The organism is Streptomyces sp. NPDC051738 (genome assembly GCF_044453205.1).
GTDB lineage: Bacteria > Actinomycetota > Actinomycetes > Streptomycetales > Streptomycetaceae > Streptomyces.
This window is the reverse complement of record NZ_JBITCM010000002.1, coordinates 82,932-95,293: the sequence shown is the minus strand read 5'-3', so window position 1 is coordinate 95,293 and position 12,362 is coordinate 82,932. Positions and strand designations below refer to the sequence as shown.

General features: G+C 72.8%; 10 protein-coding genes. 7 read left to right on the top strand and 3 right to left on the bottom strand.

The annotated features are described in order from the left end of the window. The first annotated feature begins 13 nt into the window (after positions 1-13). The 4 genes from ACIA8X_RS05080 to ACIA8X_RS05065 all read left to right on the top strand — a co-directional run bounded on the left by ACIA8X_RS05080 (position 14) and on the right by ACIA8X_RS05065 (position 5,655). Positions 14-3,241 (top strand): S41 family peptidase, encoded by a 3,228-nt coding sequence (locus ACIA8X_RS05080; protein ID WP_399457810.1) that lies wholly within the window; start codon positions 14-16, stop codon positions 3,239-3,241. 120 nt (positions 3,242-3,361) lie between these two features. After that, positions 3,362-3,715, top strand: a complete 354-nt coding sequence (locus ACIA8X_RS05075) for a histidine triad nucleotide-binding protein (RefSeq protein WP_393451231.1) — start codon at positions 3,362-3,364, stop codon at positions 3,713-3,715. A gap of 21 nt (positions 3,716-3,736) precedes the next feature. Further along, on the top strand, positions 3,737-4,642 hold the full coding sequence (locus ACIA8X_RS05070; RefSeq protein ID WP_393451228.1) for a ribonuclease Z: 906 nt from the start codon (positions 3,737-3,739) through the stop codon (positions 4,640-4,642). A gap of 20 nt (positions 4,643-4,662) precedes the next feature. Further along, positions 4,663-5,655: an adenosine deaminase gene (locus ACIA8X_RS05065; RefSeq protein WP_399457809.1), complete on the top strand. Its 993-nt coding sequence runs from the start codon at positions 4,663-4,665 to the stop codon at positions 5,653-5,655. A gap of 30 nt (positions 5,656-5,685) precedes the next feature. Here ACIA8X_RS05065 and ACIA8X_RS05060 read toward each other — a convergent pair whose 3' ends face one another. Together ACIA8X_RS05060 and ACIA8X_RS05055 are read right to left on the bottom strand one after the other, a co-directional pair. Beyond that, positions 5,686-6,873 (bottom strand): MFS transporter, encoded by a 1,188-nt coding sequence (locus tag ACIA8X_RS05060; RefSeq protein ID WP_399457808.1) that lies wholly within the window; start codon positions 6,871-6,873, stop codon positions 5,686-5,688. Positions 6,874-7,104: 231 nt separating this feature from the next. Beyond that, positions 7,105-7,890, bottom strand: a complete 786-nt coding sequence (locus ACIA8X_RS05055; RefSeq protein ID WP_393451219.1) for an IclR family transcriptional regulator — start codon at positions 7,888-7,890, stop codon at positions 7,105-7,107. A gap of 113 nt (positions 7,891-8,003) precedes the next feature. Here ACIA8X_RS05055 and ACIA8X_RS05050 point away from each other — a divergent pair, with 113 nt between their 5' ends. The 3 genes from ACIA8X_RS05050 to ACIA8X_RS05040 all read left to right on the top strand — a co-directional run bounded on the left by ACIA8X_RS05050 (position 8,004) and on the right by ACIA8X_RS05040 (position 11,492). After that, complete coding sequence (locus ACIA8X_RS05050; protein WP_399457807.1) at positions 8,004-8,942, top strand: 5-dehydro-4-deoxyglucarate dehydratase; 939 nt, start codon at positions 8,004-8,006, stop codon at positions 8,940-8,942. Then, entirely contained in the window at positions 8,939-10,228 is a 1,290-nt protein-coding gene (locus tag ACIA8X_RS05045) for a glucarate dehydratase family protein (protein WP_393451213.1), read from the top strand. The genes ACIA8X_RS05050 and ACIA8X_RS05045 overlap by 4 nt, the downstream gene beginning before the upstream one ends. A gap of 106 nt (positions 10,229-10,334) precedes the next feature. Further along, the gene (locus ACIA8X_RS05040) at positions 10,335-11,492 is read left to right on the top strand and encodes a carbohydrate kinase family protein (protein WP_393451210.1); all 1,158 of its coding nucleotides are present in this window, start codon (positions 10,335-10,337) and stop codon (positions 11,490-11,492) included. Positions 11,493-11,545: 53 nt separating this feature from the next. Here ACIA8X_RS05040 and ACIA8X_RS05035 read toward each other — a convergent pair whose 3' ends face one another. Next, entirely contained in the window at positions 11,546-12,346 is an 801-nt protein-coding gene (locus tag ACIA8X_RS05035) for a VOC family protein (RefSeq protein ID WP_393451207.1), read from the bottom strand. Positions 12,347-12,362 lie beyond the last annotated feature (16 nt).

The following is a 12,362-nucleotide window of genomic DNA, read 5'->3' as shown; positions in this document are numbered from 1 at the left end:
CTAGGGTGATCGGGTGACACAGACCTCGGCCGCGTCCCCGCCCCCGACGCCGACCTCATCCTCATACCTCCGCTATCCGCATCCGCACGGCGACCTGGTCGCCTTCACCGCGGAGGACGACGTCTGGCTCGCCCCGCTCGACGGCGGCCGGGCCTGGCGGGTCAGCGCCGACAACATGCCGGTCAGCCTGCCGCGCATCTCGCCCGACGGGACGACCGTCGCCTGGACCTCCACCCGCGACGGCGCCCCCGAGGTGCACATCGCGCCGGTCGACGGCGGCCCGTCGAGGCGGCTCACCCACTGGGGCAGCGGACAGACCCGGGTACGCGGCTGGACCCCCGACGGCCAGGTCCTCGCGATCACCACCCACGGCCAGGCGGGCAGCCGCCGCAGCTGGGCCCACACGGTCCCGCTCGACGGCGGCCCGGCCACCCTGCTGCCGTACGGCCCCGTCGGCGATGTCGCGTACGGACCGCACCTCGTGCTCGCCTCCGCGCCCATGGGACTGGAGGCGGCGCGGTGGAAGCGCTACCGGGGCGGTACGGCGGGCAAGTTGTGGATCGACCCGGACGGCACCGGGGACTTCGTACGGCTCCACGAGGAGCTGGACGGGAACATCGAGTACCCGGTGTGGGTGGGGGAGCGCATCGCCTTCCTCTCCGACCACGAGGGCGTCGGGGCGGTGTACTCCTCCCTCCCCGACGGTTCCGATCTGCGGCGGCACACACCTGTCGACGGCTTCTACGCCCGCCACGCCGCGAGCGACGGCACCCGCGTCGTCTACGCCTGCGCCGGTGAACTGTGGCTCCTCGACGACCTCGACGGGGCCGAGCCGCGCAGGCTCGACATCCGGCTCGGCGGGCAGCGCACGGACCGGCAGCCGTTCCCGCTGAACGCCGCCCGCTGGTTCGGGTCGGCGGCCCCGGACCACACCGCACGCGGCAGCGCGGTCGCCGTGAGGGGTGCCGTGCACTGGGTCACCCACCGCTCCGGTCCCGCCCGTGCGCTCGCCGCCGAGCCGGGGGTACGGGCCCGGCGGCCCCGCACCTTCCGGGCGGAGGGCGAGGAGTGGGTCGTCTGGGTCACGGACGCGGAGGGCGACGACGCGCTGGAGTTCGCCCCGGCGACCGGGCTCGCACCCGGGGCGACGCCGCGCAGGCTCGCCGCCGGGCAGCTCGGGCGGGTGCTGGGGCTCGCCATGGCGCCCGACGGGAGCCGGGCCGCGGTCGCCGCGCACGACGGGCGGGTACTGCTCGTCGAGCGGGAGACCGGCGAGGTGCGCGAGGTCGACCGCAGCGAGGACGGCGACGTGGACGGGCTGGTCTTCTCGCCGGACTCGGCCTGGCTCGCCTGGTCGCACCCCGGCCCGCGCCCGCTGTCCCAGCTCAAACTCGCCAACACCACCGACCTGTCGGTCTCCGAGGCGACCCCGCTGCGCTTCCAGGACTACGCGCCCGCGTTCACCCAGGACGGCAAGCACCTGGTGTTCCTGTCGACGCGGGCCTTCGACCCGGTCTACGACGAGCACGTCTTCGACCTCGCCTTCGTGGTCGGCTCCCGCCCGCACCTGATCACCCTCGCCGCGACCACCCCGTCCCCCTTCGGCCCGCAGCGGCACGGCCGCCCCTTCGACGCGCCCGACAAGGACGAGACGCCCGACAGCGAGGGCACCCCCACCACCCGCATCGACCTCGAAGGGCTCGCCGACCGCATCGTGCCGTTCCCGGTCGAGGCTGCCCGCTACACCAACCTGCGCGCCGCCAAGGACGGCGTGCTGTGGCTGCGGCACCCCGTGCGCGGCGCCCTCGGCGCCTCCCGGGCCACGCCCGACGACCCCGAGCCCAAGACCGAGCTGGAGCGCTACGACCTTCTCCAGCGGCGCGTCGAGCATCTCGCCGACGACGCCGACCACTTCGAGGTCAGCGGCGACGGCAAACGGGTGCTGCTGTGGACCGACAGCCGGCTCAAGGTCGTACCGAGCGACCGGCGGGCCTCCGGCGACGAGGACAGCGACACGAACATCACCGTGGACCTGTCCCGGGTACGGCAGACGGTCGACCCGTCGGCGGAGTGGCGCCAGATGTTCGAGGAGACCGGCCGCATCATGCGCGACCACTTCTGGCGGCCGGACATGAGCGGGGTGGACTGGCCGGGCGTACTGGACCGCTACCGCCCGCTGGTGGACCGGGTGGCGACCCACGACGACCTGATGGACCTGCTGTGGGAGGTGCAGGGCGAGCTGGGCACCTCGCACGCCTACGTCTCGCCGCGCGGCGGGCACGGCGGCGGGGCCCGGCAGGGCCTCCTCGGCGCCGACATCTCCCGCCACCCAGACGGGAGTTGGCGCATCGACCGCATCCTGCCGTCGGAAACCTCCGACCCCGACGCGCGGGCGCCGCTGGCCGCACCCGGGGTCGCGGTGCGGGCCGGTGACGCGATCGTCGCCGTGGCCGGGGTGCCGGTGGACCCGGTGACCGGACCCGGGCCGCTGCTGGTCGGTACGGCGGGCAAGGCGGTGGAGCTGACGATCTCACCGGCGGGCGGCGGGGACGTACGGCATGCGGTCGTGGTCCCGATCGCGGACGAGCAGCCGCTGCGGTACCACGCGTGGGTGGCGGACCGGCGGGCGTACGTCCACGAGAAGTCCGGCGGACGGCTGGGCTATCTGCACGTACCGGACATGCAGGCGCCCGGCTGGGCCCAGATCCACCGTGACCTACGGGTCGAGGTGGCACGGGAGGGCCTCGTGGTGGACGTCCGCGAGAACGGCGGCGGACACACCTCGCAGCTGGTCGTGGAGAAACTGGCGCGGCGGATCGTGGGCTGGGAAGTGCCGCGCGGCATGCGCCCGAACAGCTACCCGGTGGACGCCCCGCGCGGGCCCGTGGTGGCGGTGGCGAACGAGTACTCCGGCTCCGACGGGGACATCGTCAACGCGGCGATCAAGGCGCTGGGTCTCGGCCCGGTGGTGGGCACGCGGACCTGGGGCGGCGTGATCGGCATCGACAGCCGGTACCGCCTGGTCGACGGCACCCTGATCACCCAGCCGAAGTACGCCATCTGGCTGGAGGGCCACGGCTGGGACGTGGAGAACCACGGCGTCGACCCGGACGTGGAGGTCCTCCAGCGCCCACAGGACTACGCGGCAGGCCGTGACGCCCAACTGGACGAGGCGATCCGAATCGCCCTGGAGGCACTGGAGCAACGGCCGGCCAAAACGCCGCCCAGTTTGCCCACCTGAGGGGCGCGGGGCTGTATCGATTTGCGGCTCCGCCGCGTGGGCGCGACCAGCCACCGACTACCGTCAGTCGGCGACGATACGATGCCCCACGTAGAGATCCGTCCAACCCCCGGAGGGAACATGGCAGGGGAGCCGCAGGACGACTGCTTGTTCTGCAAGATCGTCGAGGGCCACGTCCCGGCGACGATCGTGCGGGAGTCGGAGACGACCGTCGCCTTCCGGGACATAAACCCCCAGGCGCCCACCCACGTCCTGGTCATCCCCAAGGCGCACTACCCGGACGCCGCCGCCCTCGCCACCGCCGAGCCGACCCTCGCCGCGGACGTCCTGCGTGAGGCCCAGGCCGTCGCCGACGAGGACAAGCTGGAGAGCTACCGCATCGTCTTCAACACCGGTGCGGGCGCCGGTCAGACCGTCTGGCACGCCCACGCCCACATCCTCGGCGGCCGCGGCATGCAGTGGCCCCCCGGGTAACGGAAGTAAGTCGAAGTCGCCGTGTCCGTACGTGAATTGGTCGTCCTCGGGACCGCGAGCCAGGTTCCGACCCGCCACCGCAACCACAACGGGTACCTGCTGCGCTGGGACGGCGAGGGCATCCTCTTCGATCCCGGCGAGGGCACCCAGCGGCAGATGCTCCGTGCCGGGGCCGCCGCGCACGACCTGAACCGGATCTGTGTCACCCACTTCCACGGGGACCACTCGCTCGGCCTCGCCGGCGTCATCCAGCGGATCAACCTCGACAAGGTTCCGCATCCCGTCACCGCCCATTACCCCCGCTCGGGGCAGCGCTTCTTCGACCGGCTGCGCTACGCCACCGCCTACCGCGAGACCGTCGACATCGCCGAGGCGCCCATCAGCGCCGACGGGGTCATCGCCGACACCGGCGGCTACGCGCTGCACACCGCACGGCTGTCGCACCCCGTCGAGTCGTACGGCTACCGCCTCGTCGAACCCGACGGGATCCGCATGCTGCCCGACCGCCTCGCCGCGCACGGCATCAAGGGGCCGGACGTCGGGCGGCTCCAGCGGGAAGGGGTGCTCGGCGGAGTCTCGCTCGACGACGTCAGTGAGGTGCGGCGCGGGCAGCGGTTCGCGTTCGTCATGGACACCCGGCTGTGCGACGGCGTGTACACCCTCGCCGAGGGCTGCGACATGCTCGTCATCGAGTCCACCTTCCTGGACGAGGACGTCGAACTCGCCGTGGAACACGGGCATCTGACGGCTGGTCAGGCCGCTCGCGTCGCCCTCGACTGCGGCGTACGGCATCTCGTGCTCACCCACTTCAGCCAGCGCTACACCGAGCCCGACGAGTTCGAGCGGCAGGCCCGGGACGCCGGGTTCGACGGGGAGCTGACCGTGGCGCACGACCTGCTGCGGGTACCGTTGCCGAAGCGGCGCTGACCTCGCCGTACGATGCTTCGATGCCCCTCCCGAAAGCAGAACTGCACCTCCACATCGAAGGCACCCTCGAACCCGAGCTCGCCTTCGAACTGGCCGCCCGCAACGGCGTCGAGCTGCCGTACGCCGACACCGACGAGCTGCGCAAGGCCTACCAGTTCGAGGACCTCCAGTCCTTTCTGAACCTGTACTACGAGCTCATGGCCGTCCTGCGCACCGAGCAGGACTTCGCGGACCTCGCGAACGCCTACCTCGCCCGCGCCGCCGGCCAGGGCGTGCGGCACGCGGAGATCTTCTTCGACCCGCAGGCCCACACCAAGCGGGGAGTCGAGCTGGGCACGGTCGTCGAGGGGCTGTGGCGGGCGCTGGCCGGCAGCGAGGCGAACCACGGCATCTCCACCCGGCTCATCATGTGCTTCCTGCGCGACGACTCCGCCGAGTCGGCCATGGAGACGCTCCGGGCCGCCGAGCCGTATCTCGACCGGATCGTCGGCATCGGCCTGGACTCGGCCGAGGTCGGGCACCCGCCGGTGAAGTTCCGCGAGGTCTACGAGGCCGCCGCCGCCCTCGGGCTGCGTCGCGTCGCGCACGCAGGCGAGGAGGGGCCGCCCGCCTACATCACCGAGGCCCTCGACGTCCTCGGCGTCGAGCGCGTCGACCACGGGCTGCGGTGCATGGAGGACCCGGCGCTGGTCGAGCGGCTGGTGCGGGACCGGGTGCCGTTGACGCTGTGTCCGCTGTCGAACGTGCGGCTGCGCACCGTCGACGTCCTCGCCGACCATCCCCTGCCCGCGATGCTCGACGCCGGGCTGATGTGCACGGTCAACTCCGACGACCCGGCCTACTTCGGCGGGTACGCGGGCGACAACTTCGACGCGGTGCGCTCGGCGCTGGGCCTGACCGAGGACCGGCTGCGCGAGCTCGCCCGGAACTCCTTTGTGGCGTCCTTCCTGGAAGATGACGAGGAGCGGCGGGAGAGGTATCTCGCGGAGGTCGAGGCGTACGAGTTCCCCTAGCCGAGTGCCCCTTCAGGGCGCTCAGGGCGCTCAGGCTGCGGTTGCCTTGTCGTAGGCAGGTGCCTCCACCGCGATCTCCACCACCGGCAGCGGGCGCCTGCCCGTGCCCAGCGCCACCACCGTCAGCGGTACGGCGATCACCAGCAACCCGACCGCCAGCACCGCCCCCATCACCGGGAACCCGGCCTGCGCCGACAGCACGCTCCCGGTCAGCGGGCCCGCCGCCGTGCCCAGTGACGACGCCGAACCGACGAGCACCGCCCAGCGGCCGCGCCCGTCGAGGGCGGCGGCGAGGCCGATGACGTACGACAGGACGATCGGGTAGAGCGTGTTCCAGGCGATCTCGCCGGTCGCGAAGGTCGGCAGGTCGGTGGCCGACGCGCTGAGCGTGATGCAGGCCGCGATGAGGGCCGTACCGGCGCCGATGGGCAGCGCCCGACCGACGCGCGGGCCGAGCGCGCCCGCCCCGGTGACGCCGAGCAGCCCGGCGCCGAGCGCGACGGCGAACACCGCGCCGACCGTGGCCTCGGTCAGATGCGCCTGCGTCAGTCCGATCCGGCCGCTGACGCCCCAGAGGGAGTTCTGGGCGAGCGACCAGCACAGCATGCAGACGGCGAGGGTCAGGCCCTGGCGGCGGTGTGGCAGGGGGGACCTGTCCCAACCGCTCTGCTGCGGCTTGGCCGTGGCGGCCGGGAGGCGGCCCGTCAGCGGCCATACGGCCAGCGCGGTGAGGGCGATCGCGGCGAGCGGGAGGCCGTGGCCGGGGCCGAGGTGCGGGACCGTCAGATAGACGGCGCCCGCGAGGGCGGAGACGCCCAGGAGGCCGACCGTGGTGGCCCGGTGCGGGTCGGGCTGGGCGGCGATGCGGGTGGCGGCGACCGCGGTGGCCGTACCGGATCCGAAACCGCCGACGAGCACGCCGAGGACGACGGCCGGTACGGGGTGCGCGAGGGCCGCCCCGCCGTAGCCGAGGAGGGCGAGGGTGAGGCCGACGCGGGCCAGCCTGCGGGCCCCGATCCGGTCGACGCGCGAGGCCAGCGCGAACCCGGCGGACGCCGAGCTCAGCAGCAGTGCGCTGCCGACGGCACCCGCCTGGGTGGGGGAAAGCGGAAGCCCGGAGTCGAGCCTGCCGACGACGGTCGGCAGCAGATACGGGGCGAGGTACCCGGCCGTGAAAAGGGCGACGAGGGGCCAGGGGGTGGTGCGGGGGGCGAGCACGGGCGTTCCCAGGGCATGCGAAAGGAGCGGCTCAGGAGGAGCCAAGAGGAGGAGGAGCGCAGGCCGTCGACGGACAGGAACGCGCGGAGAATTTGTATCAAGGAGGGGGAGCCGCGAAGAAGTGGGGGCGGTGTGATGTGGGGCACGTTCTGTTTGGGGTGGGGGAGGTCGGGTAAACGAGCGCCCCGCACACACCCCTCAAGTGCCCCCCAAGTGCCCCGACCCCGGCCCTCACCTGCGCCAGTGCACCGACCCGCCGCCACCCGGAACCGTGGCCTCGATCTTCGCCCTGATCTCCCGCATCACCGCGACGATCCGCTCCTCGTGCCCCGCCGACAGCCGGGCCACCGGCACCGAGCAACTGATCGCGTCCTGGGCCGGGATGTCGTAGCGCAGGGCGAAGCCGAAGCCGACGATGCCGGGGACGCCCTCCTCGCGGTCGACCGAGTGGCCGCGTGCCCGCACCTCGGCGAGGTCCGCGGCGAGGGAGTCGCGGGTGGTGTGGGTGTTGGGGGTGAGGGCCGCGTACGGGCCCTCGGCCAGCTCCGCCTCGGGGCGCTCCGCCAGCAGCGCCTTCCCCAGCGCCCCCGCGTGAGCCGGGAGGCGCCGGCCGACGCGGCTGATGGTCCGCAGGTACTCGTGCGACTCGCGCGTCGCCAGATACGCCACGTCCCGGCCGTCCAGCCGCCCCAGGTGGATCGTCTCGCCCAGCGCGTCGGACGCCTCGTCGAGATAGGGGCGTACGACGCGGACGCGCGGGTCGGAGTCGAGGTAGGTGGTGCCGGTGAGCAGGGCGTGGATGCCGATGCCGTAGAGCGAGCCGGTGACGTCGGTGCGGACCCAGCCGCGGGAGATCAGGGTCTGCAGCAGCGCGTACATGGAACTGCGCGGCACGCCCAGTTCGTCGGCCAGCTCCTGGAGGCGCGCCGGGCGGTCGCCGCGCGCGGCGAGGAGTTCCAGCAACTCGACCGTCCGCGCCGCGGACTTCACCTCGCGGACGCCACCTGTCTCTGACATGGGGCGATCGTAATCGGCTCGAATCGGCTCGACCGCGCCATTGACGGTCGCCGTTCGCGTATCTAATCTCCATTTTCATACGTGGATGGCGTCTACATGGGGAGATGACGAGGGTGAGCCTCGATACGGACACGGCCCGGCGACTGCGGGACGGCATGGCACAGGGCGTCCTGTCGTTCCCGCTCACGAGCTTCCACGAGGACGGCTCGCTGGACCCGAACGGCTTCCGCGCCTACGTCGCCGACCAGCTGGCCACCGCTCCCGGCGCCCTCTTCCCCGCCTGCGGCACCGGCGAGTTCTTCTCGCTGGACGAGGACGAGTACCGGCAGGCCGTCTCGATCGCCGTCGAGGAGTCGGGCGGGCGCGTGCCCGTCGTCGCCGGGACCGGGTACGGCTGGGCGCAGGCCGTCCGGTTCGCGCGCATCGCCGAGGAGGCCGGCGCCGACGCCCTCCTCGTCCTGCCGCACTATCTGATCGCCGCCCCGCAGGACGGCCTGGTCGCCCAGCTGGAGCACATCGCCGCCCGCACCCGCCTCCCGCTCATCGCCTACCAGCGCGGTCAAGTCGCCTTCACGGTCGCCTCGTTGAAGCGCATCGCCGCCATCCCGAACGTCATCGGCCTCAAGGACGGCCACAGCGACCTCGACCGCCTCCAGCGCCTCACCCTCGCCGCCCCCGAGGACTTCCTCTTCTTCAACGGCGCCCTCACCGCCGAGATCCAGGCCCGCGCCTACGCCACCGTCGGCGTCCCCGCCTACTCCTCCGCCGTCCACGCCTTCGCCCCCGAGATCGCGAACGCCTTCTTCGCCGCCCTCCAGGCCGGCGACCACGGCACCGTCGACAAGCTGCTGCGCGACTTCTACGTCCCGCTCGTCGAACTCCGCGACCGGGTGCCCGGATACTCCGTGTCCCTGGTGAAGGCGGCGGCCCGGCTGCGAGGCCGCCCCGTCGGCCCCGTACGCGCCCCGCTCACCGACCCGTCGGCCGCCGACCTGGCCGACCTGCGCACCCTGCTCACCGCCGGACTCGACCTCGTAGGAGCCGCACTGTGAACCTCACGATCACCGATGTCCGCCTGACGCCGATCCTGGTCGCCGACCCGCCCCTGCTGAACACCCAGGGCGTGCACCAGCCGTACACGCCCCGGCTGATCGTGGAGGTCGAGACGGCGGGCGGGGTCGTCGGGGTCGGTGAGACGTACGGCGACACCAAGTACCTGGAGCTCGCCCGGCCGTTCGCGGAGAAGCTGATCGGTCGTCAAGTCGGGGACCTCAACGGCCTGTTCGTCGTCGCGGACGAGGTGGCCGTCGACCAGTCCCGGGTCTCCGGGCAGGTCGACGTCGGCGGACTGCGCGGTGTCCAGACCGCCGACAAGCTGCGCCTGTCCGTCGTCTCCGGCTTCGAGGTCGCCTGCCTCGACGCCCTCGGCAAGGCGCTCGGGCTGCCCGTGCACGCGCTGCTCGGGGGCAAGGTGCGGGACGCGGTCGAGTACAGCGCGTACCTGTTCTACAAGTGGGCCGAGCATCCGCAGGGCGTGCCCTCGGAGAAGGACGACTCGGGTGCCGCCGTCGACCCGGCGGGGGTCGTGGAGCAGGCGCGCCGCTTCAAGGAGCGGTACGGGTTCGCCTCCTTCAAGCTCAAGGGCGGCGTCTTCCCGCCCGAGGAGGAGATCGCCGCCGTACGGGCCCTCGCCAAGGCCTTCCCCGGGCACCCCCTGCGCCTCGACCCCAACGGGGCCTGGTCCGTGGAGACCTCGCTGAAGGTGGCACGGGAGCTCGGGGACGTCCTGGAGTACCTGGAGGACCCGACCCTCGGTACGGCCGCGATGGCCGAGGTGGCCGCGCGGGGCGGGGTGCCGCTGGCGACCAACATGTGCGTGACGACGTTCACGGAGATCAAGGAGGCGTTCACCAAGGACGCCGTCCAGGTCGTCCTCTCCGACCACCACTACTGGGGCGGGCTGCGCAACACCCAGCAGCTGGCCGCGATCTGCCGCGCCTTCGGAGTCGGGGTGTCCATGCACTCCAACACCCACCTGGGCATCTCCCTGGCCGCGATGACCCACGTCGCGTCGACCGTGCCCAACCTCCACCACGCCTGCGACTCCCACTACCCCTGGCAGTCCGAGGACGTCCTCACCGAGCGCCTCACCTTCGACGACGGCAAGGTCGCCGTGTCGGACGCGCCCGGCCTCGGCGTCGAACTGGACCGCGACCGGCTGGCGGAACTGCACCGGCGGTGGCTGGAAGACGACGGCTCGCTGCGGGAACGCGACGACGCGGCCGCGATGCGGATCGCCGAGCCGGGGTGGGTGACGCCGACGGTGCCTCGCTGGTAGGAGGCCGCCGACCTGCCCGGACAGGGTGGATCCGGCGGGATCGCCGTGGCGTTGTCGGTGGCGTGGTGCACACTGGCCAGATCAGCACCACGCCAGGGAGCGCACCGTGACCACGCCCACCGCGCCCAACGGAAAGGGACCCTCGCCCCAGAGACCGCTGCCCAAGGCGGCGGGGCCGTATCGCCGGGCCCAGGTCGACCCCCTCGTCGGCCTGCGCACGCCCGCCGACCCGCCCTGGGACGTGTACCTCACGGGCCCGGTCTTCCTCGACATCATCTTCACCGGCCTCGACTCGGCCCCGGTGCGCGGGACCGAGTCCTGGGCGCGCGGGATGGGGTCGAGCCCGGGCGGCGTCGCGAACATGGCGACGGCCCTCGCCCGCCTCGGCCTGAAGACGTCGCTCGCGGCGGCCTTCGGCGACGACCACTACGGCGAGTACTGCTGGGACGCGCTGGAGCACGGCGAGGGCATCGACCTCTCGCCGTCGCGCACGGTGCCGGGCTGGCACTCGTCGGTGACGGTCTCGATGGCGTACGAGGGAGAGCGCACGATGGTCTCCCACGGCCATGAGCCGCCCCCGGAAGAACCGGCGCCGGACTGCCCCCCACGCGCGCGCGCCGCCGTCGCCTCCCTGGTGCCGGGCACTCGCGCGCCCTGGATCGCGCAGGCCGCGAGCAAGGGCGCCCGTATCTTCGCCGACGTCGGCTGGGACGACACGGGCGCGTGGGATCTGGCGGGGCTCGCCGACCTGGAGCACTGCGAGGCGTTCCTGCCCAACGCCCAGGAGGCCATGCGCTACACGGGCACCGAGTGCCCCCGCGAGGCGGCCCACGCCCTCACGGCGTATGTCCCGGTGGCCGTGGTGACCCTCGGCGCGGAGGGCGCGTACGCCGTGGACGGCCGGACCGGGGAGACGGCCGTGGTGCCGGCCATCGAGGTCGAGGCCCTCGACCCGACCGGCGCCGGGGACGTCTTCGTCGCCGGCTTCGTCGCCGGCACCCTGGCCGACTGGCCGCTGGCGGACCGCCTCGCCTTCGCGGGCCTGACCGCCGCCCTCTCGGTCCAGGAGTTCGGCGGCTCCCTGTCGGCCCCCGGCTGGGCCGAGATCGGCGCGTGGTGGCGCCGGGTGCAGTCCCATGACCAGCAGGACCCCGAGGCACTGCGCCGGTACGCGTTCTTGGCGGACCTGGTGCCGGAGGAGGCGACGAGACCGTGGCCGCTGCGGCGGGCGGTGCCGACGATCGGGTTCAGACGGTTGGCGTGAAGCGCAGTCCGGCAGGACTCCTCACCTGGGCGTCGCCTCACCTGGGCGTTGCCTCAGCTGGGCGGCGCCGGCTTCAGCACTACGAAGTCCGCGTTCGACGGGTCGAGGCACACGGCCAGCCTGCCGACGCCCTCCGCGTCCTCCGGCCCCATCTGTACGCTGCCGCCGTTCTCCGTGACCTTGGCGACCGCGGCGTCGCAGTCGTCGACATTGAAGACCGGGTGCCAGTACGGCTGCCCGCCCGCCAGCGCGAGGTTCTCCTTGGGCAGCTCCATGAGCCCGCCCTGCATCCGCTCCTCGGGCTGTCCCGCGGGCGTGATGAGGGTGTACGCGCCCCCGCCGCCCGGCAGCTCCATATCGCTGTACTGCCAGCCGAAGACGGTGCCGTAGAACTCCTTCGCCGCCCCCGCGTCGCTCGTGTACAGCTCGGTCCACGACAGCGACCCCGGCTCGTCCGCCAGCTCGAAGCCCGTGTCCTTCCCCGGCTGCCAGACCGCGAACTGGCCGCCCAACGGGTCGCTGAACTGCGCCATCCGACCCCAGTCCTCAAGGTCCATCGGCGCCACCCGCACCGTGCCGCCCGCGCCCTCGACCGCCTGCTTCGCGGCTTCCGCGTCGGTGACGGTGAAGTAGAGCATCCAGGCCGAGCGCGCCCCCTCCTCGGTGAGCTTGCCGAGCCCCGCGACCGTCTTGCCGTCCTTCTTGAACATCCCGCCTTCGAAGTCCTCCGCCTCGCCCATGGACTCGTACTCCCAGCCGAGCACCGCGCCGTAGAAGGCCGCGGTGGCCCGGACGTCGGGGGCACCGAGGTCGAGCCAACAGGGGGAGCCGGCGGTGAGGTCAGTGGTGATCATGGCGACGCCCTTTCGC